The sequence below is a fragment of the Celeribacter indicus genome (genome assembly GCF_000819565.1).
GTDB lineage: Bacteria > Pseudomonadota > Alphaproteobacteria > Rhodobacterales > Rhodobacteraceae > Celeribacter > Celeribacter indicus.
Genome location: NZ_CP004393.1, coordinates 2,878,165 through 2,899,530 on the forward strand (window position 1 = coordinate 2,878,165; position 21,366 = coordinate 2,899,530).

The 21,366-nt window shown below is 67.6% G+C and carries 22 protein-coding genes; 9 read left to right on the top strand and 13 right to left on the bottom strand.

What is annotated here, in order from left to right; genetic code table 11:
• Positions 1-158 precede the first annotated feature (158 nt).
• The 5 genes from P73_RS14410 to P73_RS26005 form a co-directional block, all read right to left on the bottom strand.
• The gene (locus P73_RS14410; RefSeq protein WP_043871756.1) at positions 159-1,952 is read right to left on the bottom strand and encodes a sigma-54-dependent Fis family transcriptional regulator; all 1,794 of its coding nucleotides are present in this window, start codon (positions 1,950-1,952) and stop codon (positions 159-161) included.
• Between the two features lie 284 nt (positions 1,953-2,236).
• The gene (locus tag P73_RS14415; RefSeq protein ID WP_043870107.1) at positions 2,237-2,878 is read right to left on the bottom strand and encodes an aspartate/glutamate racemase family protein; all 642 of its coding nucleotides are present in this window, start codon (positions 2,876-2,878) and stop codon (positions 2,237-2,239) included.
• Complete coding sequence (hydA, locus tag P73_RS14420; protein WP_043870108.1) at positions 2,875-4,338, bottom strand: dihydropyrimidinase; 1,464 nt, start codon at positions 4,336-4,338, stop codon at positions 2,875-2,877. The genes P73_RS14415 and hydA overlap by 4 nt, the downstream gene beginning before the upstream one ends.
• A gap of 49 nt (positions 4,339-4,387) precedes the next feature.
• Positions 4,388-5,002, bottom strand: a complete 615-nt coding sequence (locus P73_RS24470; RefSeq protein WP_052453293.1) for an SDR family NAD(P)-dependent oxidoreductase — start codon at positions 5,000-5,002, stop codon at positions 4,388-4,390.
• A complete protein-coding gene (locus tag P73_RS26005) occupies positions 4,996-5,670 on the bottom strand; it encodes an SDR family oxidoreductase (RefSeq protein ID WP_043870109.1) in 675 nt (224 codons plus the stop codon). Before P73_RS26005 ends, P73_RS24470 begins: the two co-directional genes overlap by 7 nt.
• Before the next feature lie 474 nt (positions 5,671-6,144).
• On the opposite strand from P73_RS26005, the gene P73_RS14435 reads away from it, so the two are divergent.
• Positions 6,145-7,071 (top strand): dihydrodipicolinate synthase family protein, encoded by a 927-nt coding sequence (locus P73_RS14435; protein ID WP_043870110.1) that lies wholly within the window; start codon positions 6,145-6,147, stop codon positions 7,069-7,071.
• Between the two features lie 18 nt (positions 7,072-7,089).
• Here P73_RS14435 and P73_RS14440 read toward each other — a convergent pair whose 3' ends face one another.
• Positions 7,090-8,505 (bottom strand): MFS transporter, encoded by a 1,416-nt coding sequence (locus P73_RS14440; RefSeq protein WP_052453295.1) that lies wholly within the window; start codon positions 8,503-8,505, stop codon positions 7,090-7,092.
• 3 nt (positions 8,506-8,508) lie between these two features.
• On the bottom strand, positions 8,509-9,213 hold the full coding sequence (locus P73_RS14445) for a GntR family transcriptional regulator (RefSeq protein WP_052453296.1): 705 nt from the start codon (positions 9,211-9,213) through the stop codon (positions 8,509-8,511).
• 272 nt (positions 9,214-9,485) lie between these two features.
• Here P73_RS14445 and P73_RS14450 point away from each other — a divergent pair, with 272 nt between their 5' ends.
• The 5 genes from P73_RS14450 to P73_RS14470 all read left to right on the top strand — a co-directional run bounded on the left by P73_RS14450 (position 9,486) and on the right by P73_RS14470 (position 14,234).
• Positions 9,486-10,511, top strand: a complete 1,026-nt coding sequence (locus P73_RS14450) for a nitrilase-related carbon-nitrogen hydrolase (protein ID WP_052453297.1) — start codon at positions 9,486-9,488, stop codon at positions 10,509-10,511.
• A gap of 171 nt (positions 10,512-10,682) precedes the next feature.
• Positions 10,683-11,687, top strand: a complete 1,005-nt coding sequence (locus P73_RS14455) for an ABC transporter substrate-binding protein (RefSeq protein WP_043870111.1) — start codon at positions 10,683-10,685, stop codon at positions 11,685-11,687.
• Between the two features lie 57 nt (positions 11,688-11,744).
• Positions 11,745-12,533, top strand: coding sequence for an SDR family oxidoreductase (locus tag P73_RS14460; protein WP_043870112.1), 789 nt, complete (start codon positions 11,745-11,747; stop codon positions 12,531-12,533).
• Positions 12,534-12,592: 59 nt separating this feature from the next.
• Positions 12,593-13,414, top strand: coding sequence for an ABC transporter ATP-binding protein (locus tag P73_RS14465; protein ID WP_082033366.1), 822 nt, complete (start codon positions 12,593-12,595; stop codon positions 13,412-13,414).
• Between the two features lies 1 nt (position 13,415).
• Positions 13,416-14,234 carry an ABC transporter permease gene (locus P73_RS14470; RefSeq protein ID WP_043870113.1) on the top strand — a complete coding sequence of 273 codons (819 nt, stop codon included), beginning with the start codon at positions 13,416-13,418 and terminating at the stop codon, positions 14,232-14,234.
• Positions 14,235-14,401: 167 nt separating this feature from the next.
• Here the strand turns inward: P73_RS14470 and P73_RS14475 are convergent, their stop codons facing one another.
• From P73_RS14475 to P73_RS14485, 3 genes are read right to left on the bottom strand one after another with little or no spacing between them, the layout of a single operon-like run.
• On the bottom strand, positions 14,402-15,400 hold the full coding sequence (locus P73_RS14475) for a PDR/VanB family oxidoreductase (protein ID WP_052453298.1): 999 nt from the start codon (positions 15,398-15,400) through the stop codon (positions 14,402-14,404).
• Complete coding sequence (locus P73_RS14480) at positions 15,397-16,731, bottom strand: Rieske 2Fe-2S domain-containing protein (RefSeq protein ID WP_043870114.1); 1,335 nt, start codon at positions 16,729-16,731, stop codon at positions 15,397-15,399. Before P73_RS14480 ends, P73_RS14475 begins: the two co-directional genes overlap by 4 nt.
• 9 nt (positions 16,732-16,740) lie before the next feature.
• Positions 16,741-17,829 carry a nitrilase-related carbon-nitrogen hydrolase gene (locus P73_RS14485; RefSeq protein ID WP_052453299.1) on the bottom strand — a complete coding sequence of 363 codons (1,089 nt, stop codon included), beginning with the start codon at positions 17,827-17,829 and terminating at the stop codon, positions 16,741-16,743.
• Between the two features lie 246 nt (positions 17,830-18,075).
• Here P73_RS14485 and P73_RS14490 point away from each other — a divergent pair, with 246 nt between their 5' ends.
• The 3 genes from P73_RS14490 (at position 18,076) to P73_RS14500 (ending at position 19,991) form a co-directional block, all read left to right on the top strand.
• Positions 18,076-18,753 carry a GntR family transcriptional regulator gene (locus P73_RS14490; RefSeq protein WP_043870115.1) on the top strand — a complete coding sequence of 226 codons (678 nt, stop codon included), beginning with the start codon at positions 18,076-18,078 and terminating at the stop codon, positions 18,751-18,753.
• A 165-nt stretch (positions 18,754-18,918) separates the two neighbouring features.
• Entirely contained in the window at positions 18,919-19,533 is a 615-nt protein-coding gene (locus P73_RS14495) for an NIPSNAP family protein (protein WP_043870116.1), read from the top strand.
• The gene (locus tag P73_RS14500; protein ID WP_043870117.1) at positions 19,530-19,991 is read left to right on the top strand and encodes a RidA family protein; all 462 of its coding nucleotides are present in this window, start codon (positions 19,530-19,532) and stop codon (positions 19,989-19,991) included. The genes P73_RS14495 and P73_RS14500 overlap by 4 nt, the downstream gene beginning before the upstream one ends.
• A gap of 62 nt (positions 19,992-20,053) precedes the next feature.
• Here the strand turns inward: P73_RS14500 and P73_RS14505 are convergent, their stop codons facing one another.
• Genes P73_RS14505 through P73_RS14515 form a run of 3 tightly spaced genes read right to left on the bottom strand, consistent with a single transcriptional unit; the run spans position 20,054 to position 21,334 of the window.
• On the bottom strand, positions 20,054-20,485 hold the full coding sequence (locus P73_RS14505; RefSeq protein ID WP_043870118.1) for a c-type cytochrome: 432 nt from the start codon (positions 20,483-20,485) through the stop codon (positions 20,054-20,056).
• Between the two features lie 52 nt (positions 20,486-20,537).
• Entirely contained in the window at positions 20,538-20,885 is a 348-nt protein-coding gene (locus P73_RS14510; RefSeq protein ID WP_043870119.1) for a hypothetical protein, read from the bottom strand.
• Between the two features lie 50 nt (positions 20,886-20,935).
• Positions 20,936-21,334, bottom strand: coding sequence for a MerR family transcriptional regulator (locus P73_RS14515; protein WP_043870120.1), 399 nt, complete (start codon positions 21,332-21,334; stop codon positions 20,936-20,938).
• Between the last annotated feature and the right edge of the window lie 32 nt (positions 21,335-21,366).

Sequence of the window (21,366 nt, forward strand, 5' to 3'; positions counted from 1 at the left end):
CGGTCGGTTGTCCGATTTCCGTCCGCGCCGACGGACATGCTGCGGACGCGAAATCGAAGGCGGCCACACAACCGAAAGACGATCCCGCGGCCCTCCGCGGGGTTCACGCGCACGGCCGCCGGCGTGCGCTCCGTCGCGTCGCGCGTTCCGTCCCGGCCTCAGGCCTTCTGCGGACGGGCGATGCCGTAGCTGTCGAGCTTGAGATAGAGGGTCGACCGCGCGATGCCGAGGCGACGCGCGGCCCGCGACAGGTTGCCGTCCTCCGCCGCGACCGCGCCGAGGATCTCCGCCCGCTCCACCTCGCGCAGCGTGTCGGCCCGGTCGCCGCGGCTGCGCTGGCGGAATTCCGGCGGCAGCGTCCGATCGTCGATGAGGCCCGTCGGGGACAGGGCGTCGAGCGCGGCGATCAGGTTGTCCATTTCCCGCAGGTTGCCCGGCCAGGTGTAGCTTTCCAGCGCCGCCATGGCCCCCGAGGTGAAGCGAATCTCCCGCCCGTCCTGACGTGCCCCGTGGCGCTGCACGAGCTGCCGCAGGAGCGGCGCGATTTCCTCGGGGCGCTCGCGCAGGGGCGGGATCTGCAACCGCACCCCGGCGATCCGGTAATAGAGATCGCTGCGAAAGGCATCCTTCTGCATCTCGTCATAGAGCGTCCGCATCGACATGGAGATGATCCGCGTGCCCCGCGCCTCGGCTCGTTCGAGGACCGTCAGCAGGAGCTTCTGGACCACGGGCAGGGCAGCGCCGGGGCTGTTGAGGCACAGGACTCCGCCGCCCGTCCCGAAGCGGTCGGCGGCGATATGCTCGCGCAGCCCCGCCTCGGTGAGCTCGGCGCAGTCGATCAGTTCGAAGGGACCCTCCGCCTGGCCGCTCGCGCGGTGGATGGCCTCCGCCAGATAGGTCTTGCCGGTTCCGGTCTCGCCCTCGATCAGGATCGGGATCATCGTGCCGGCGAGCTTCTGCGCCTGCGCGCAGAGACGCGCCGTCACCTCGCCCACCTGCCCGATCCGCGCCAGTTCGGCCCCCACGTCGGTGGCCTGCGCCTTTCGCCGCCGCAGCGCGATCATGACGCCGATCGCCTCGCCCTCCTTCTCGATCACCTCGAGATCGGTTCCGTGGACGCAGTCCGACAGCGCCTCCGCGATCCGCTCGGGGCTCTGGTCGATGAGGTCCGGGATCTGGCCGCGCAGCCAGCTGAGTGCCGCGTCATCCTCGCAGAAGCGCGCGAAATCCTGGGTGGAGAAGACATCGGCCCCGCTGCGGTCCATGATCAGCATCGGCTCGTTGCCCCGGCGCAAACGGCGCAGGTGCAGGTGTTCCATCAGCGCCTCGCGTTCGCGCGACACCATCCGGGTCAATTCGGTCTCGACCTGGAGCGCCAGGGCCGAGGACAGCGCGGCGGCATTCGTCTGCGCCATGTCGCCGGGCCATGAAATATCGACCACCCCGAGGAGCCGCCCCGTGCCCGGTTCCCGGACCGGCGTCGCGGCGCAGTTCCACCGCTGGATCGCCTCGCAGTAATGTTCCGCCTCCCGGATCATGACCGGGACGCCCAGATGGATCGCCGTACCGATCGCATTGGTGCCGATCGCCTCCTCGGACCATTGGCCGCCGAGATGGAGGTGGTTCTCCCCTGCCCGCTCCAGCGTGCAGCTGTCCCCGACCGCGTCGAGCACCACGCCGCTGCCGTCGCACAGCAGGAAGATGTCACCGCTCTTGTTCAGAAGCCGCCCGGCCCGGTTCAGCGCCGCCTGCGCGCCGCGGCGCAAACGGCGCGCCATCGCCCGTTGCCGCGCCAGATCCTCGTCCCCGAGGATCGGGGCGCATGTCATCTGGGACACCGGGCGCCGGCCGGAGCGCTTCCAGCTCTCGAGTATTTCGTGGCGGATGTTGGGAGACACCCGGCCGACGGCCATGAAATCCTCCCAATCCGCCTTGCGGACCATGTGCTCCATCTTCTCCTCCCCGAAAAGACAGGTTATCCGGGCAAGCTTCACGGTGCCTTCGCCGTCCCTTGATGGCGCCTTCACGCGATCATGGCCTCGCGAATCGTTTCCATGTGGCTGCTGAGCCTCTTCATAACAAAGACCACGGCGTCGAGGCGTCCGAAATTCGGACAAATGCGCGCATCCCCGCCACCGAGGCGCGGGAAACATCGGGCGCGGCGGCCGTCCCAAGGGTGCGGTCCTCCGCCGCCCGGACAGGCGAACCGAGAGGATCGCATGAGGGCCGCCCCGCCTCAGGCGGACCGCCCGAGGCAGGATCCGAGCGCCAGCGCCCCCGCCGCCAGGACGGGATCGACCACCGGCATCCCCGTCCGCCGTTCCAGAGCCGCGCCGATCGGCGACATGCCCGCGCAGCCGAGCACGAGGATCTCCGCCCCCGCCTGACGGAGCGCCCCGGCCTTCGCCTCCGCGAGGTCGAGGACCCGGCCCTCGCCGCTTTCCGCCGCCGACAGGCCCGGCAGCGCCACCTCCCCGGCGAGGCGCGACAGCACCCCCATCGCCCGCAGGCGCAGCCTGTGGCGCGGGATCGCGGCCTCCGAGAGCGCGAGGATGCCGAAACGGTCGGCCCGCGCGAGCGCGGTCATCACCGCGGCTTCCTGAAGACCGATGACGGGTTTGCCGGTGAGGGGGCGGGCGATCTCCACGCCCGGATCGGAAAAGCAGGCGCTGACATAGGCGTCGGCCTCCGGATGCGCCGCCACGCCATGCGCGAAGGCCAGCCCGGCCCGCGCCACATCCGCCGCCGAGCGGACCGTGTCCGGCCCGTCCGCCGTGCCGATCACGTCGAAATACGGCCCGAAGACCGAAAGCGCCTCCCGGATCGCCGCCGTGACCCGCTCCGAGGAATTCGGATTGACGACGAGGATGCGGGTCATGCGCGCGGGTCCACGCCGAAATTGCGCGCCGGGTCGAATTCCGGCAGGGGCACGCCGCCACGTCCGCGCAGGTCGGCGGGCGCGCGGCCGAAAAACCGGCCCTGCCCCTCGCGCGCCTTCAACTCCCCGTCCTCGACGATCACCGCGCCCCGGTTCATGACCAGTTTCGGTTTCCCGGTGATCTCCATCCCCTCGAAGGGCGTATAATCCATGTTGTCGTGCTGATCGGCGAGGGTCGCGGTCCAGACCTCCTCGGCATCCCAGATCGCGAGGTCGGCGTCCATCCCCGGCGCGATCCGCCCCTTGGCGGTGCAGCCGAAGGTCTTCGCCGCATTGGTCGAGGTCAGCGCCACGAACTGTTCGAGCGTGATCCGGCCGCCGACCACCCCTTCGGAGAAGAGATAGGGCAGACGCATGGCGATGCCCGGCATGCCGTTCGCGATCTTCGGATAGGGCGCGTCGGGACCGGCGCCGAACTTGCCGGTCTCGTCCGCCCGATAGGGCGCATGATCGGACGACACGCTCTCGAACGTGCCCAGGGCGACATGATGCCAGAGCGCGTCCTGCGTCTCGCGGTCGCGCACCGGCGGGGAACAGATGTATTTCGCCCCGTCCATGCCCGGACGGTCGAGGTCCTCCCGCGTCAGGGCGAGATATTGCGGGCAGGTCTCGGCAAAGAGTTTCGCGCCCGCGAACTTTTCGCGCCGCACGATCTCGGCCCCTCCGGGCGTCGAGACATGGACGATGAAAAGCGGCGTATCGACCAGCTTGGCGAGCTGGATCGCCCGGTTGATCGCCTCTTCCTCGGCCAGTGCGGGGCGGGAGATTGCGTGGTATTTCGGCGCGGTGAGACCCTGCGCGGCAAGCTGGCGGTTCATCCATTTCACCATGGCGTCGTTCTCGCAATGCACCATGGTGATCGCGCCGTGCTTGCGTGCCACCGTCAGGATGTCGAGCATGCCCGCATCGCCCAGGTTGAGCAGGTCGTATGTGGTGAACACCTTGAAGGAGGTGATGCCACGGGCGAAGGCGCGGGGAAGCTGATCGGTCAGGACCGCCTCGCTGGGGTCCGAGACGATCAGGTGATAGGAATAGTCGATGACGGAACGCGCACCGCGGGCGTCGTAGCTGGCAAGCACCTCGTCGATGGACTGGCCGCGATGCTGTGCCGCGAAGGGGATGAAGGAGGAATTGCCGCCAAAGGCCGCGGAGACCGACCCGGAATAATAGTCATCCGCCGTCATCACCCCCGCGGCGCTTTCCTGCGCGATATGGGCATGGGCCTCGATTCCGCCGGGCATGACGATCCGCCCGCCGGCGTCGATCCGGCGCGCGCCGCCCGCGATCCGTTCCGCCACGGCGGCGATGCGCCCGTCCCGGATCGCGAGATCGCCCTTGAATTGCATCTCCGCCGTGGCGATCAGCCCGGAATGGATGACGATATCGAATGCCTCGCTCATGTGCGTTCTCCGTTGGTTTCGGCGTTCCGGTTGGTGAATGTGACGGGGCTCACAGCTCCTCGTAGGCGGCGTTCGCCTCGCGCTCGAGCGCGGCGAGGAGCGCCGCGATGCGCCCGCCTCCCTCCGAGGTGACGACGATGCAGCGGCATCCCCACTCCGCCCATTCGACCGCGAGGTTGCGCCACATCTGGCGCAGGGCCGCCTTCGAGGCCTTGAGCGGAAGGGACAGGGGCAGGACGCTCGATCCGGTCATTCCCGCATTGCCGCTCAGCGCCACGATGGCCGGGCGCGGCGCGCGGCGCAGGTTCGGCGCCAGCCGCGCGGCCAGGTCGAGCGGTGCGTGGGTGTTCTCCATCATCACGCCGATCAGCAGGTCGCGGCCGATCTCCTCCGGGCGCAGGGCGTTGCCTGCCGTGCTGTCCTCCGCGAAGATCACCGCATCGAGCGGCGTGGACCCGATCTGTGCCGCCAGCCGCGCGGCGGCGCCCTCCCGCGCGGGATCGTAGGCCAGCGCCTCGGCGCCCGCCGGGATCGCCGCGGGATGGCGGGCCGTCGCGATCACCGTCCAGCCTCTTGCCAGACAGGCCTCGCGACAGGCCAGCCCTACGCCCCGATCCGCCCCCGTGATGAGGACTGTCCGGTTTTCGGCCGCCCCGCTCACCATGGCACGTCCCGCCCGTCGTAGCCGATGATCCGCCCGCTGTCGGCTAGGCACAGGTTCTCCACCACCCGCACCATGCCCGCGACGCTTTCTTCCACGGGAATGCCGCGATGATCCGTCATGTCGGTGGCGACCATGCCGGGGCGCAGGAGCGTGCAGGTGATGCCCTGCGCCGTCCATTCGCGCGCCAGCGCCGACCAGAGCGCGTTCAGCGCCGCCTTGGAGGCGCGGTAGCTGTATTGCGTCCCCCAGTCGTTCGCGGCGATCGAGGACATGAGCGAGGACATCGCGAGCACCACCTTGCGCTCGCCGGCGAAAAGATTGGCCCGGAGCGCGACGGCAAGCCCCAGCGGGCCCCAGAGGTTCGTCTCGAACACCTCGCGCATCTCGTCGGCGCTCACCTCCCCCGCTCCCGCCCCGAGGTTCCGCGCGATGCCGGCATTGGCGAGCACCACGTCGAGCGGCACGCCGTCGAGGCGCCGCGCAAGGGCGGCGATCGAGGCGGGATCGCTCGCCTCGAGCTGTTCGACCCTGACGCCCGGCGCGCCCGGCACAGCGTCCGGTCCAGGCCGGCGCACGGTCGCGATCACCTGCCAGCCGGCGGAGGAGAACTGGCGGACGAGCTCGCGGCCGATCCCCCTGTTCGTTCCGGATATCAAGATTGTCGGCACGCCGCCTCCACCGCAGATTTTTGGTCTACTTTTGGAATACCAATTGAGTATCGGATCCGCAACGCGCGGGTGGCAGGCGGCACGGTCATCGCTGCCGCCGCGGCGGGATTGCACAAAATCCGGGCAGGAGCGCGTGCGGCGGGGGCAAGCTGCCGGCTCTTCGCGACAGGGGGAACGGTTTGAACGCCCATGCAAAAGACGGCAATCCGTGCCCGCCTCTTCCCCTGTCACGTCCCGCCTCGCGCCCACCGGCGAACCGGCGCGTGCGATTTCCGCTGGACGTGCACGCCAATGGCATTCTAATGGTATTCCATAATGATACCAAGGTTCCGAACGGAGTAGACCCATGACAGACACAATTCGTGCGACGCGCGCCGCGCCCCCGCCCCTTGCCCGAAGACCCGCCGGAACGACGAGATCTCCCCGCCCCTCCGCACGCCGTGGCGGCAAAGCTTCCCACATCAGGACAAGCTCATGCCTTTGATACATTCCGGGACGCAGGGCGTCTTCGTCATCAGCGTCACCCCTTTCGGCGAGGACGGGACGCTCGACCGCGACAGCCTCGCGCGGGTCACCGATTTCTACCTCGAGAAGGGCGCGGACGGGCTCACGGTCCTCGGCATGATGGGCGAGGCGCCCAAGCTCTCGGCCGAGGAAAGCCGGGAGGTCGTCCGCATCACCCTCGCGCGGTCGGGCGAGGCGCCGGTGGTGGTGGGGATTTCCGCGCCCGGCCTCGCGGCGATGCGCGATCTGGCGGGATTCGCGATGGACGCGGGCGCCGGCGGCGTCATGGTCGCGCCCCCCTCCACGCTGGAAACCAACGAGCAGATCGTCACCTATTACGCCAATGTGGTGGAGGCCGTCGGCCCGGATGTGCCCCTCGTCCTTCAGGATTTTCCGCTCTCGACGAAGGTGCGCATCTCGAACGGCACGCTCGGCGCGATCCTCGAGGCGACCCCCTCGGTCGTGATGCTGAAACACGAGGACTGGCCGGGCCTTGAAAAGATCACCGCCCTGCGCGCGGCCGAGGCGGCGGGACGCCGGCGCACCTCGATCCTCTGCGGCAATGGCGGGATTTTCCTCACCGAGGAGATGGCGCGCGGTGCCGACGGGGCGATGACCGGGTTCGGCTTCCCGGAGATGATGCGGGACGTGGTCGCGCTCTCCCGGCAGGGGCAGACGGACCGGGCGCAGGACATCTTCGATGCCTATCTGCCGCTCGTACGCTACGAACAGCAGCCGGGGCTCGGCCTCAGCCTGCGCAAATACGTGCTGGCCAAGCGCGGGGCCATCGCCTCCGCCGCCCTGCGCAAGCCGGGCGGATCCCTGTCGGCGGCGGCGGTCGCCGAGGTCGAGCGCCTGCTCGACCGTCAGGCCCGACGGCTGGCCGAGCTGGCATAGGCCCCCGCGCCGGGAGGCTCAGGCTTCCCGGCCGAACCCTTCGAGGCGGCGCGCCGGAAGGAAGACCGCCGCCAGAAGGCACACCGCCATGAGCAGCGGCGCCACCACGCCGAACACGCCATGGCCCGCGCCCGCCCCGCCCTCGCTCAGCAGCCCGGCCCGCAGCGCACCGATCCCCGCCAGCGAGACGCCGAGCGTCCCCCCCATCGCGCGCAGAAAGGCCAGAACGCCCATTGCCGCGCCCATCTGTTCCGATGGCGCCGCGTTCTGCACGATCAGCGTATAGACCGGATAGAGCAGCCCGATGCCGATCCCGAGCCCGATATTGGACAGGATCACCACGGCGAAGGGCAGATCGAACAGCGTGCAGAGCCAGAAGGCGACCGCAAAGCCGAAGGTGAGCGCCGCGCAACCCACCATCAGCGGCTTGTAGGCCGGATTGGCCCGCAACAGCCGCGGCGGCACATAGGCCCCGGCCATGATCGCACCGACGAAGGCCAGGAGCGCGACCCCGGCGGCACCGGGATCGAGCCCGTGCACCTTCTGGAAATAGATCGGCAGGTAGACCGCAAGGCCGAGGTTCGTCCCCTGCGTCATCGCGAGGCCCAGAGCGGCGAGGAAGATCGACGGATCGCGCAGCACCGGCAGCGGTACGAGCGGGTCCGCCTGGCTGAGCAGATGCCGCACGAAGACGACCCAGAACAGGGCGGCGGTCACGGCGAGGAGAAGGCCGCCGGGGCCGCCCTCCCCCGCGCGTTCGAGAAGGAGGATCGTCGGCGTCGCGGCGCAGAGCAGATAGAGCCCGCCGCGAAGGTCGAGCCTGCGTCCCTTGAGCGGCGCGCGCGAGGTGACCGCGGTCATCACGCCGAGGATCACCAGCGCCCCGAGCGGCAGGTTGAACCAGAAGACCCAGCGCCAGTCGAGCCATTCCGCGATCGCCCCGCCGACGACCGGGCCGAGCAGGCCGGCGGCGGCGAAGATCGTCGAGATATAGGCGCTGAACACCGCACGGTTCCGCATCGGGACGCGATCCGCGACGATGACGAAGGGCAATGACATCAGCCCCCCGGCCCCGGCCCCCTGAACGACGCGCGCCACGAGCAGCATCTCGAGCCGAAAGGACAGCGCGCAGAGCAGCGAGCCGAAGACGAAACAGGCGCTGGCGAGCAGCAGGGCGCTGCGGCGTCCGCGAATATCGGCAATCGCGCCATAGAGCGGTGCGGCCACGGTGGCGGCGAGCAGAAAGCCCGTCGTGAGCCAGGGCACGAGCGGCCCGTCGCCCAGTTCCGCGATGATGCGGCCAAGCACCGGTCCCATGATCGTCTGCTCGAGCGCCGCCATGAAGATCGCGAGCAGGGCCGCCGCGAGGAGCCTCGGGGTGCCGCGTGCGAACAGGGTGGCGAGGGTGGCGCCGGGCCGGGATCCGTCCGTCATGGTTCAGCGCCGGATGCCCAGCAGATAATCCACGATCGCATCCCGCACGTTGTCCAGATGCTCGCCCATCAGCCGCCGCGACAGGGCCGCATCGGTTCCCGCCGTCGCGCGGATCAGCGCCCGGTGCTCGGTGCCGCCCGGCTCCAGCCGGTGCGAGATGCGGCTGGTGTTGAAGATATGCGTGCGGCGGCGCAGGTCGAGAATGGATTGCGCCAGGACCGGATTGCCCGCCGCCTCCGCGATGCTCTGGTGGACCAGATCGTCGACGGCCCAGTGCTGCGCGGAGGTGACATGGTTCGCGCCGAGGAGCGCGTCTATGGCCTGCTCGACCTCCGCGGCCTTTTCGGCACTGACATGTCCGGTGGCCCGCCCGGCGGCCTCGACCTCGAGAATGCGGCGCAGGTCGAGCAGGCGCACGTAATTCTCCAGTCCGATATCCGCCACGACGAGCTGGCGCTCCGGCCGGCGCACGATCAGCGCCTCCGCCTCCAGCCGGAACAGCGCCTCGCGCACGGGCGTGCGGGAGATCTCCAGCATCTGCGCGATCTTCCTCTCCTGAAGCGCGCTTCCCGGTTTCAGCTCCCCGGCCAGCATCAGGTCGAGAAGCCGGTTATAGGCGAAGTCGGACAGATGTCCTTCGGCCACCTCCTCGCCGGCCCTGCGACGCGGCGCCGACACCGCGTCGGCCGCCATCCCGGTCTTCTGCATGACACGTCTCCCGATGTTGTCCTGTTCTCATCTCCGCCGGAACGTGGCAGAATTCATTTTGTTTCAGTGTCCTACGCGACAGGCGACGACCGCGGCCGGACCCTGCCCGACCACTTGCCCAATCCGTTGGCACTTTTGTCCGGCGAAGGGGAAAACCCCTCCTGCACCGCAGTTTTCGGCTTGACGCCCCGCGCCGGAACGCTTCTTGGTATACCACAGGAACACCTAAAGTCCACACGCATTTGTTGCGAGAAGATCCCGAGGAGACCGCAATGACACTCGCCCCCTGGCGCGCCACATGCCTTCAGGTCGAAAGCAGGATTGCCTGCACCGCACGAAACAAGGAAGACACCTGGAAGATCATCGACGGCAACCTTGCGCGCGCCGTCGCCATGATCGTCGCGGCCTGCGAGGGCCCGACCCCGCCGAAGCTGGTCGTCCTCCCCGAATTCGCCTTTCAGGGACCGCCGCGCGCCGTGCCGGTCGAGGACTGGATCGCGCGCGCCTGCACCACCATGCCGGGGCCGATCACCGACCGGCTGGCGGATGTGGCGAAGAAATACGGCATCTTCATCGCCGGCAACCATTTCGAGGTGGATCCGAGATGGCCCGACCGCTATTTCAACTCCTCCTTCTGCCTCGATCCCGACGGCGAGATGATCCTGCGCTATCGCCGGATCAACACGGCAAGCTGGACCTCGCCGCATGACATCCTCGAGGACTATCGCGCCGCCTATGGCGACGAAGGGATCTATCCCGTCGCGGACACGGAACTCGGCAGGCTCGCGATCTTCCCCTGCGGCGAGATTTCCGTCCCCGAGATTTCCCGCATGTTCATGATGCGCGGCGCCGAGGTGCTGCTCCACCCGAACAACGAACCCCTGAGCCCGACCTCCGATGCGGCGAAGATCTGCCGCGCCGCCGAGAACATGTGCTACCTGATTTCCGCCAATGTCGCCGGGACCGCCGGCTTCTCCGACACGCTCACCGGCGGGCATTCGCAGATCGTCGACTTCCGCGGCCAGGTGCTCTCGCTTGCCGAGGGCGCGGAGGAAACGCTCGAATGCTCGGCGATGATCGACATCGGGGCGCTTCAGGCGGCGCGGCGCGACACGGGCATGGGCAACGGGCTGATGCGGTCGCGCTGGGAGATGTATCGCAGCTCCTACGGGACGGCCGATTTCTATCCCGCGAACGGGCTGGCGGAAAAGGCCATCCAGACTGCCGACGACTTCGGAGACCTGCATGAACGCGCGCTCCGCAACCTCGAAGCCTCCGGCGTGCTGCGCCCGTCCTGAGCGGCCCCGTTCCTCCTCCGCCGGCAGGTCTTCCGGCAGGACTGCCGAAAATTTCGGCATCTCCGTAAAATTTCGGAGGAGGACACCCCTCCCGCCTTTGACCGTGACACACCACTGGCATACCATTTAAATGCCACACAAACCCAGATATAGCCATCCAACAGGGTCAAAATGAAGCTCACCTTCCCTCTCAGCACAGCTTTCGGCGCCATGCTCCTCGGCACCACCATCGCGGCCGCTCCGCTTTCGGCGCAGGACCTCGAGGACCTGCGCCTGCGCCTCGCCTGGATCGCGGGCGGGGTCGACGCGGCCTTTTTCGTGGCCGATGAAAAGGGCTATTTCGCGGAAGCCGGCCTCGATGTGGAGATCGTCGACGGCAATGGCTCCACCGGCACGATCCAGGCCGTCGGCAACGGCGATTTCGACATCGGCATCGCCGGCCTCGGCGCCCTCGCCCAGGCGCGGCAGGCCTCCGGTGCCACCGACCTCATCGCCATCGCCGGTCTTGTCCAGAAGGACCCGACCTCGATCATCAGCCTCGAAGGCTCCGGCATCCGGACGCCGAAGGACATCGAAGGCAAGCGCCTCGGCACCGATGCCGGCAATCTCGAGGACGGCATGATCCGGGCCTTTGCCGAGGCAAATGGCGTGGACATGGACAAGATCGAGATCGTCGTCATCAACGGCGGCGCCGACCGGGTCGCGCTCCTGAAGGGCGATGTGGACTTCATCAACGGCTGGGCCAACCCCGACGGCGACAAGGTCGCCGCCATCAGGCCGATCGAGCCGCCGCTCCTGTTCGCCGATCACGGCGTCAACATCCTCGGCTCCTCGGTGATCGTGAAGAAGGACTTCCTCGCCACGCATGAAGCGGAGATGACGGGGTTCCTCGCCGCCATCGCAAAGGCCAAGGCCGACGTCGACGCCGATCCCGAGGCCGCGCGCGACATCTTCATGGACCATCGGCCCGACGCGGATCCCGAGGCGATCCTCATGCAGATCAAAACCATGGCGAAATACGAGCATACTGCCGCAACCGAGGGCAAATCCTATGGCGTGCTCGCCCCGGAAGACATCGAACTGACCATTTCCCTGCTGGAGAAATACAGTGGGATGGCGCCTGGCCTGACCCCCGACGACCTTTATTCCGCCGCCTATCTGTCGGCCGAAGACTGATCCCCCCGAAGACCTGCGTCCGGGCGACCGGCCCGGACCCGACAAGAAAGACGACACATGGATTTTGGACTTTCCGGCAAACATGCGCTCGTGACGGGCGCGAGCTCCGGGCTCGGCCTCGCCATCGCCACGGCGCTCCTGGCCGAGGGCGCCTCCGTCACGCTGGGCGGGCGCTCCAGGGAGAAACTGGAGGCCGCGATCGCCGCGATGCCGGCGGATCTCGCCACACGCGCCGATGTCGCCGTTGCCGATTTCTCTGACCCCGATGCCGCGGAAACGCTGGTCGCCGGGGCAAAGCACCGCACCGGCAGCATCGACATCCTCGTCGCCAACACCGGCGGTCCGCCCCCCGGCTTGCCCAGCGGCGTCGATCCGGCGGTGATGGAACGGCAGTACGGCGCGATGGTCGATCCCGTGATCCGCATGACGCTCCTCGTGCTGCCCGGCATGCGCGAGCGCACATGGGGACGGATCCTGACCGTGACCTCATCGGGCGTGGTGCAGCCGATCCCGCACCTGCCGATGTCGAACGCGCTGCGCGCCTCGGTCACCGCCTACATGAAGACGCTGGCCGGCGAAGTCGCGAAGAACGGCGTCACCGTCAACATCCTCGCGCCGGGGCGGATTTCCACCGCCCGCACGGCCCAGCTCGACCAGACCGCGGCCACGAAGGCCGGCAAGACGGTCGAGGACATCGCAACCGCCTCCGCCGCCTCGATCCCGGCGGGACGCTATGGCACGCCGGAGGAATTCGGCGCCGTCGCGGCTTTCCTGGCCAGCACCCAGGCAAGCTACGTCACCGGAAGCATCCTTCGGGTCGATGGCGGAGCGATCCGCTCGATCTGAGCCCCGGCACGGGACTCGGACACCATCAACAGGGACCGGCCGGAATGCCGGAATGCAAAATGAACATCATGACAGATACGCAAGCTCTCCCCCCGGTGAGCGACGCACATGTCCGTATCGAGAATGTCAGCAAGGTTTTCCATGGCGGTCGCAAAGGGGACGTCGAAGCCCTGCGCCCGGTCAGCCTCGACATCGAACGCGGCGAGTTCGTCTCCATCCTCGGCCCGTCCGGCTGCGGGAAATCCACGCTCCTGATGCTGCTCTCGGGTCTGCTCGACGCCTCGGCGGGCAATATCAGGATCGACGGCGAAAAGGTGCAGGGCCCGAAATCCGATCTCGGCATCGTGTTCCAGCAGGACGTTCTGCTCGAATGGCGCGGCGCGCTCGACAACGTGCTGCTTCAGGCGGAGATCCGCGGGGCGGACATGAAGGCGGCCGAGGTCAAGGCGCGCGAACTTCTGTCCATGGTCTCACTCACCGGCTTCGAGGACGCCTATCCGCGCGAATTGTCCGGCGGGATGCGCCAGCGCGTCTCGATCTGCCGCGCGCTGCTGCACGAGCCGCCGCTGCTGCTGATGGACGAGCCCTTCGGCGCGCTCGACGCGATGACCCGCGACCAGCTCCAGATCGACCTGATGAAGCTCTGCGCCGAACGCGACATGACCGTGTTCTTCATCACCCACTCGATCCCCGAGGCGGTCTTCCTGTCCGACCGCGTGGTGGTGATGACGCCGCGTCCCGGCCGCATCGAGGAGATCGTCGAGATCGACCTGCCCCGCCCGCGCCGCCTCGCGATGCGCGAAGACCCGAAATTCACCTCCTACGTCCGGCAGTTGACCAACACGTTCAAGTCGCTCGGCGTGTTCAGAGAGGAATACTGAGATGACATCCGTGCCCGACCATTCCCCCCGCATCCGCTCCGACGTCCTGCGCCGCATCGGCGAGATCGTCCCGCCCGCCCTCTGGACCCTGCTGATTCTGGTGATCTTCTGGCAGGCCATCGTGACGCTCAGGAACATCCCGGAATACATCCTGCCCGCGCCGAGCCAGATCGCCGGCGAGATCGGCTCCTATTGGCACAGGCTCCTGCCGAACGCGCTGGTGACGCTGAGCGAGATCGCGCTCGGCTATACGCTCGCCGTGCTGATCGCCGTGCCGCTCGCCGTGGCGATCGTCTATTCGCGGGTGATGCAGCGCGCGGTCTACCCGCTCATCGTGCTCAGCCAGACGGTCCCGAAAGTCGCCGTCGCGCCGCTGCTGCTGACATGGTTCGGCTATGGCATGACGCCGAAGATCGTCATCGTGATCATGATGTCCTTCTTCCCGATCGTCATCAACTCGGTGATGGGGCTGCGTGCGACGACGCCGGAAATGCTCTACCTCGCGAAATCCATGGGCGCGAACGGCTGGCAGATCTTCTGGAAATTCCGTCTGCCGAAGGCCCTGCCCTCGGTCTTCGCGGGCCTGCGCCTGGCGACCGTCCTCTCGGTGATCGGCGCGATCATCGCGGAATTCATCGGCGCGGACAGGGGGCTCGGCTATCTCATCCTCATCGCCGGCGCCAATTTCGACATCGCCCGCCAGTTCGCCGCGATCATCCTGATCACGGTCATGGGGATGAGCTTCTTCGGCATCATCTCCTGGCTCGAGCGGCGCATGATCCCCTGGCAGGAACAGTCGGAGCTCGGCGGCAAGGGCTGAGCCCGCCTCCGACATGCAAACCAACAGCCCCGGCCGGACACGGTCGGGGATTTTTTCGCTCCGGGCGGCGTCCCGCACCGAAAGGCCGACCGGACCCCGTGCGCCGTGCGAAAAAAATCCCCCGCCGAAGCGGGGGACCAGGGGAACCGTCAGGGAACGGGACGAGGTCAGAGATCAAGGACGAGACGCTCCGACAGCGCCCGCGAGCAACAGATCAGCATGGTCTTGCCGCTCTCGCGCTCCCGGTCCGACAGGATCATGTCGCGGTGATCCGGCACGCCCTCGAGCACGCGGGTCTCGCAGGTGCCGCAGACGCCGGACTGGCAGGAATAAGCCACGCGCACACCTTCCGCCCGCAGCACCTCCATGATGCTCTTGCCCTCGGGAATGAAAAACTCGCGGCCCGACCGGCGCAGCTCCACGGTGAAGCCGCCGCCGGAGATATCCGCCTCGCCCGCAAAGCGTTCGAGATGCACCTGATCGTCCGGGAAACCGGCCGCCGCCGTCTCGTAGGCGTCGAGCATGGGAGCCGGCCCGCAGGCATAGAGATGCGCCTCCCGCGGCACGGCGGCCAGCCAGGCGGCGAGATCGGGATGCGCGCCGCCGGCCGCATCGTCGAAATGCAGCGTCACGCGCCCCCGCCCGGCGTCGAGCGCCGCGATCTCGGGCAGGAAGGCGGCGTCCTCCCGGCTCCGCGCCGCGTAGAGAAGCGTCCAGTCGCCGCCGCGCACCTCCAGATGCCGCAGCATCGACAGGATCGGCGTGATCCCGATCCCGCCCGCGATGAAGGCCGACGGCGCCCCGCCCGGCGCCATCTCGAAAGTGTTGCGCGCCGGGGAAACCCCGAGCGTGTCGCCCACGCGCAGGGTCTCGCAAAGCCAGGCCGAGCCGCCCGCACTGTCGGGCGCGCGATGCACCGCCACCCGGTAGCAATCGGTGCAGTCCGGCCCGTTGGTCAGCGAATAGCTTCGCGTCAGACCGCCGGGCAGGGAAAGGTCGACATGCCCGCCCGGAGCAAGTCCGGGCAGGCAGTCCGTTCCGTCCGTCGCCCGCAACTCGATCTCCCGGACCGCAGGGGCGAGCCAGCGGATCGCGTGAACCCGCATCTCCATCTGCTCCGGCCCGGCGGGGGTCTCTGTCGGGGGGATGACGAAGGCCTTGGTCATTCGGCCGCGTCTTTCGGCGGGAGGTAGCCCTTGACCCTGGCCATGTGCTCCTCGTAGCCCTCGAGCCAGTCGGTGCCCTTCGGCACGACGATATCACCGCCATGGGCCTGCCGGGCATATTCGGGATGATCGACGAACTCCGGCAGTTCCCGGTTGTCGCGCCAGGCCAGCGCCGCATCGAGCATGACGCGGCGGGTCAGGATCACCATCCGGTCGGAGGCGGCGAGATGTTCGAGCGTGCGGTCGACGATATGGCCCATGCTCTCCTGAATCGCCTGATCCTGGAGCGGCACGCCGACGATGCCCGTGTAGCTGTCGCCCGAGCGCTGCCAGTCGCGGTCGATGCCGTAATCGTTGGATGCGTCTTTCACCGGACGCCAGCGGCCCTTCCAGTCCGGCGTGACCGGCAGGTATTCGAGCGGGCGCTCCAGCCCCTTCACCGGGGACCCGTCCTTGTATTTGAGCTTTTTCTTGCCTCCGCCCGCCGCGCGCGACAGGTCGATGTTGAAGATCATGCAGCTGTCGTCGTCGATCGGCACCCAGGCGTTCGCGGTCTTCGCCTCGCCCAGCTCGCCGCCGCCCGGATAGGTCACCCAGAACGGGAAAAGGTAGGAGGCATAGCGCTGGTGTTCATGGCCTTCCATCGCGTCGCGCTGCGCCGAATACATCGTGCCGAACGGCATGACGGAGACGTTGATCTTCGGCGCCTTCTCGGTGACCGTGTAGGTCTCCGGGTCGGACATGTCGAGCTTCTCGCCGTCGATCCCGCCCATGTGCAGGAAGCCCAGGTGCGAAGTGTCGATATCGCCTTCGAGCGCCTGCATGTAGTTGCAGTCGCGGTGGGTCAGCGCGATGTTGCGGTCGTCGCCCTCTCCCATGATCGCCTCGATCTCCGGAAGCGGCGGCGGGTTGTCCTGCCGTTCCCCGAAATAGGCAAAGACGAGACCGCCGGATTCGCAGGTCTTGTAGGCGATGGCCGGCGTGCCCGCGGGATATTTGGTCTTGTCCTCGAGGTTCGGCTGGTCGAGACATTTGCCCGTCACGTCGAATTTCCAGCCGTGATAGGCACAGCGGATGCCGCCATGTTCGTTGCGGCCGAAGAACAGCGAGGCGCAGCGGTGCGGGCAGCGGTGATCCATCACCCCCACGCGCCCTTCGCTGTCGCGAAAGCCGATCAGCTTTTCCCCCAGGATCATCAGGCGCACCGGGTCGCCGTCGGCGACCAGTTCGGACGACATGCAGACGGGGATCCAGAACTGACGGAAGAACTCTCCCATCAGCGTGCCCTTTCCGACGCGGCAAAGGTCGACGTTTTCTTCTGCGGTGATCATGTGTCTCTCCTATAGTTCGACTGTGGAAACCGGCTCTTGCGCCCCCGGTGCGAGGGGCGCGAGAATGCCGGCCTGTTCGAGATTTCTGCGGGCCTGCGCGACGGCGGCCTCGGTCTGGCGCACGTCGGTCATCGGAGCCTCGAGGAACATGTCCGGCGGGTAGAATTTCGCCTCTGCATAGAAGGGCACGTAGAGCTCGTAGCGGGCCCGCAGATGCGGATTGCTCAACCCGCTGTCCGCGCGCCGGTCGCGGCGCAGCCTCTCGATGTCGATCAGGGCGCTGACGGAAACGCTCTCCCCCGCCCCGTCCTCGAAGGCGAGCGTCTGCCCGAGATGGTCGAGGATATGGGAGCGTCCCCCCTGATGCGTGCCGTCGGGCGAAAACCCGATGGCGCCCGCGATATTGGCGGAGACGAGATATGTCATGTTCTCCGCGACACGGGCCAGTTTCGCGGCCTCCTGCGCATCGGAATGACGCGAATTGGTCGGGTGGAGGATCACCTCCGCCCCCTGCATCATCATCACCCGCGCCACCTCGGGCACGTTGATCTCGCCGCAGGGAATGACCCCGAGCTTGCCCAGCGGCGTGTCGGCCACCGGGAAGATCTCCTCGCGCGGCGTGACGGCGAGGTAATCGGTCATGAAATCGTGGACGGAGGGAAAGGCCGCCGTGTTCAGCCGCCTGTAGCGCAGGATCACCTCCCCCGTCGGGCCGATGATGAAGGAGGTATTGAAATACCGTCCCGGCCATTCCGGCGGCGCCTCGAAGGCATTGCCGCAAATATAGATGCCTTCGCGCGCGGCAAGCGCCTGCAACGGTTCGGTGAGCCAACCCGGCACGGGCGAACAGGCCCGCTCGATCCAGGTTTCGACCGCCATGCCGAGCGGCGGGCCCTGCATCGCGAATTCGGGGAAGACCACCAGATCGGGCTTTTGTTCCGAGGCGCAGGCCGCCTCGATCAGGCCGACGAGTTTTGCGCGGTTGCGCGCGATCAACGCGCGGGCGCTGTCGAAATCGGGCGCCTGCGAGGCGCGCTCACCGAGCATCTGGATACAGGTCGCACGCCAGGGGCGCGGGGACTGCGTCTTGAGTGTCATGTGCGTCTTTCACTTGTCTGGGGCGGGCCGAGTCGTATTGCCCACCATTGGTATACCAAAGACTTCACGAAGACGGAGCGGATTTCAAGACGCAATTCCGGAAAAGCCTTATCCGGGCGATTTCATCGGACGGTTGCGCAAAAACTGATCATTGCCGCGTGACATACTGGCGGAATACTGTGTAAAAACCAAAATCTGTACCACCATGAGGACCCGTCATCCCGGACGGGAGGACGACATAGCGCAATGACCGAAGCATCACCACTCACGCCCCAGGGGCAGGCCGGCAAACCGAACCTGACGGAACAGGTCTATGAGCAACTCATCCAGATCCTCATCAGCGGCGAACTGCGTCCCGGCGACGTGATCGTGGAGCGCAAGATCGCGGATCGGCTGAATGCCTCGCGCACGCCGGTGCGTGAAGCCCTCGGACGCCTCGAAGCCGAGCGGCTGGTGTTCAAGCAACCCAACCGCGGCGTCACCGTCAGCCCGTTTTCCACCGAGGCGCTGATCGAGATCCTGAACGTCCGCCAGCTTCTCGAATCCGAGGCGGCGCGGCTCGCCGCCGGCCGGATCCCCTCCCACACGATCGAGAAGATCCGCGCGCGCATGCTCGAACTCAGCGAAAGATCCTCGGTCACCCTTGCCGAGACCTGGGAGGTCGACGACCAGCTTCACACCGCAATCGCCGAGGCGTCCGGCAACAGCCTCATGGCCGGGCTGATCCGGGACCTGCGCCGGCGCACCCATGTCTTCAACGCCTACCGCAATCCGCATGAGTCGCGCTTCGACGCGCGGGAGAACCTCTTCGTGCTCGACATGGTCGCCAGCGGCGATGCGGAGAAGGCGCGCGCGGCGATGAACGACCACATCAACTCCGTCAAGGTCGCGATCATCAACCGGCTCACCGGCGTCTCCCTCTGACATCCTCGCCCCCGAGCGACCGCCCCTTCTGACAGCCCCCCCTTGCGGGGGCTTTTTTGCGTCCGGCGCCTGCTACCCGGCACGCCGGATCGGGCCTTGCGCGCCCCCGGATTTTATGGAACACGTTTGGAATACCAATCGCACACCAAACGTCGGACAGATGACATGATCTATGAAATCACCACCCTGGCCCTGCTCCCGAACCGGCTTGGCGCCGTCATGCCCATGCTCGGCGAGGTCTGCGGCAAGGCCGCGCCCTCGGGAGAGCTGCTTGGCTGCTTCTCCGTCGAGTTCGGCGCGCTGAACCGCTTCCATCTCCTCGCGAAATACGACAGCACCGAGGCGCTCTTTGCCGACCGCGCAAAGCGGGTCGAGCAGACCGATCCCTACGGCATCACCGAACATCTCGGCGACGTCTCCCGCACCGCCTACAGACCGCTCTCCTTCTCGAAGGAGATCGCTCCCGGCGATTTCGGCCCGTTCTACGAATTCCGCACCTACACCGTGGCCCCCAACGGCCTGGCGGAAACCGAGCAGGCCTGGGCGAAGGTCATCGCGGAACGTGACGCCATGTCGCCGCTGCTGGGCATCATGGGCTCGATCGAGGGCGCGCCGAAGAAGATGGTCCATATCTGGCCCTACCGGAGCATCGAGGAGCGGGTGAAGGCCCGCGCAAAGGCATCGAAAGCCGGGATCTGGCCGCCGCCCGGCGGCTCTGCACAGCTCACTTCGCTCACCTCGGAACTGACCGTGGCGACTGCCGCGTCGGCGCTGACATGAGCGGGCTCCGGCACCGGATCCCGCAGGCGCTTCTCGACAGCCTGCCGCCGCCCCCTGCCCCGGTCGCGAAATTCCTCCCGGCGCGGGAGGTCAACGGGCTCGTCTATCTCTCCGGCCTCGCGCCCGTCGAGAACGGCGAACCGCTCGCCGGGCAGATCGGCGCGGAGATCGACGAGGAGGAAGGCCGGCGCCGCGCGCGGCTGGTGGGACTGGCGCTGCTGTCGAACCTGCGGGCGGCGCTCGGGGATCTGCAACGCGTCCGCGAGGTGATCAAGCTGAACGGCTATGTCAACGCGCCCTCCGGTTTCACCGACCATCCCCGGATCGTCGACGGCTGTTCGGAAGTGTTCATCGAAGCCTTCGGCGAGGCCGGGAAACACGCGCGCACGGCGGTGGGCGTCGCCTCCCTGCCCGGCAATATCTCGGTCGAGATCGAGGCCATCGTCGCGGTGACGTGAGACGGCAGCCGGAGCGGGAGACGCCCCCTGTCCGCGCCGCAAGGGAGGCGCGGACAGGGGGGTCACTCGATCCCGTTGGCGCGTTGCAGGCTGCGCACATAGGCGACAATGGCCTTCACATCGCCCCGCGTCAGCCCCTCCTGCGGCGGCATGTCACCGAAGGGCCAGTGATGCGACTGCACGCCGCGCTCCACCGCCATCAGGAAAGCCATGTCGCCGTGGTGAGAGGGCTCATAGATCCTGTGGACGAGCGGCGGACCGTAGCCGGCGGCCCCGGCCGCGTTCTCGCCATGGCAGGCTGCGCAAATGCCGTCGAAGGCACGTTTGCCGATCTGCGCCTCCGGCGACAGCATGTCGGGCAAGGTCACGGCGGCGAGCGCCGCGCCGGCCTCGATCTCCGCGCGGGCCGGCGCTTCAGGAGCGGGTTTCAGGATAAGATAGGCGCCGAGCGCGAGCGCAAGCGCGCCAGCCACGGCCATGAGGGATTTGTTCATCGTATGAGAGTCCGTATCGGAACGTGACGCACATGGCGTCACCGCAAAGGGTTCAGGGCTTCGCGGGGTCCGGTCGGGGCGGCGGCAGGTCGAGGGCGGGCGCACGGGACAGCCTGTCGCTGTCGCGGATCGGCGGCCAGGCCGCGGCACCCTGGCGTCCGGTGGCCGTCATCCGCGGTGCGGGCATGTCGGTGAAGACGAGGCAAAGCGCGCCATGCGGGCACATCCCCTCCTCCGCCGGCAGGATGTCCTCGGCGCAGTCCGGGCAGCGTGCGTGATGCACGGAGACGGCTGCGACGGCGGTCCGGTCCGCGGCGCCGGGCGCATGCGCCATTCCCGCCTGCGGGGCGGCGATCCAGGCCATGAGCCCGATCAGCAGGATGACAAGACCGTGTCGCACAGATCCTCCGGGTCGACTGCGCAGGACTATGGCGCGCGGCGGTCCCGGCGTCAATTCGTCGGCGTGCGGTGCGTCAATCCGTCAAGGATGGCGCAATCGGGCGTGTCGTCGCCATGGCACCTTTCGATGAGTTGCGACAGCCGCGCCTCGAGCCCCTCGAGCGCCGAGATCCGCGCCCGCACCGCCGCAAGGTTCTGTTCGGCGAGCGCGCGCACGTCCCGGCTGTGGCGCGCGGGATCGCCCTCGAGCGCGATCAGAGACCGGCATTCCTCGAGCGAAAAGCCCATGAGCCGCGCCTGCGCGAGCAGCCTCAGCCGCGCCAGCTCCGCCGGCCCGAAATCGCGATAGCCGTTCCCCGCCCGTTCAGGCGCGACGAGGCCGATCTCCTCGTAATAGCGGATCGTCTTGACCGGCAGTCCGGTCTCTTCCGAAGCCTTCCCGATGTTCATCGTGATCTCCTTTCCCAAAGGGTAAACCCGCG

Coding starts and splice junctions, on each gene's coding strand:
- P73_RS14495 (WP_043870116.1), top strand. CDS start 18,919: ATGATCTATGAAATCACCACCCTGGCCCTGCTCCCGAACCGGCTTGGC.
- P73_RS14450 (WP_052453297.1), top strand. CDS start 9,486: ATGACACTCGCCCCCTGGCGCGCCACATGCCTTCAGGTCGAAAGCAGG.
- P73_RS14475 (WP_052453298.1), bottom strand. CDS start 15,400: ATGACCAAGGCCTTCGTCATCCCCCCGACAGAGACCCCCGCCGGGCCG.
- hydA (WP_043870108.1), bottom strand. CDS start 4,338: ATGAGCGAGGCATTCGATATCGTCATCCATTCCGGGCTGATCGCCACG.
- P73_RS14480 (WP_043870114.1), bottom strand. CDS start 16,731: ATGATCACCGCAGAAGAAAACGTCGACCTTTGCCGCGTCGGAAAGGGC.
- P73_RS14445 (WP_052453296.1), bottom strand. CDS start 9,213: ATGCAGAAGACCGGGATGGCGGCCGACGCGGTGTCGGCGCCGCGTCGC.
- P73_RS14435 (WP_043870110.1), top strand. CDS start 6,145: ATGCCTTTGATACATTCCGGGACGCAGGGCGTCTTCGTCATCAGCGTC.
- P73_RS14485 (WP_052453299.1), bottom strand. CDS start 17,829: ATGACACTCAAGACGCAGTCCCCGCGCCCCTGGCGTGCGACCTGTATC.
- P73_RS14465 (WP_082033366.1), top strand. CDS start 12,593: ATGAACATCATGACAGATACGCAAGCTCTCCCCCCGGTGAGCGACGCA.
- P73_RS14440 (WP_052453295.1), bottom strand. CDS start 8,505: ATGACGGACGGATCCCGGCCCGGCGCCACCCTCGCCACCCTGTTCGCA.
- P73_RS14500 (WP_043870117.1), top strand. CDS start 19,530: ATGAGCGGGCTCCGGCACCGGATCCCGCAGGCGCTTCTCGACAGCCTG.
- P73_RS24470 (WP_052453293.1), bottom strand. CDS start 5,002: ATGGTGAGCGGGGCGGCCGAAAACCGGACAGTCCTCATCACGGGGGCG.
- P73_RS14460 (WP_043870112.1), top strand. CDS start 11,745: ATGGATTTTGGACTTTCCGGCAAACATGCGCTCGTGACGGGCGCGAGC.
- P73_RS14415 (WP_043870107.1), bottom strand. CDS start 2,878: ATGACCCGCATCCTCGTCGTCAATCCGAATTCCTCGGAGCGGGTCACG.
- P73_RS14505 (WP_043870118.1), bottom strand. CDS start 20,485: ATGAACAAATCCCTCATGGCCGTGGCTGGCGCGCTTGCGCTCGCGCTC.
- P73_RS14455 (WP_043870111.1), top strand. CDS start 10,683: ATGAAGCTCACCTTCCCTCTCAGCACAGCTTTCGGCGCCATGCTCCTC.
- P73_RS14410 (WP_043871756.1), bottom strand. CDS start 1,952: ATGGAGCACATGGTCCGCAAGGCGGATTGGGAGGATTTCATGGCCGTC.
- P73_RS14470 (WP_043870113.1), top strand. CDS start 13,416: ATGACATCCGTGCCCGACCATTCCCCCCGCATCCGCTCCGACGTCCTG.
- P73_RS14490 (WP_043870115.1), top strand. CDS start 18,076: ATGACCGAAGCATCACCACTCACGCCCCAGGGGCAGGCCGGCAAACCG.
- P73_RS14515 (WP_043870120.1), bottom strand. CDS start 21,334: ATGAACATCGGGAAGGCTTCGGAAGAGACCGGACTGCCGGTCAAGACG.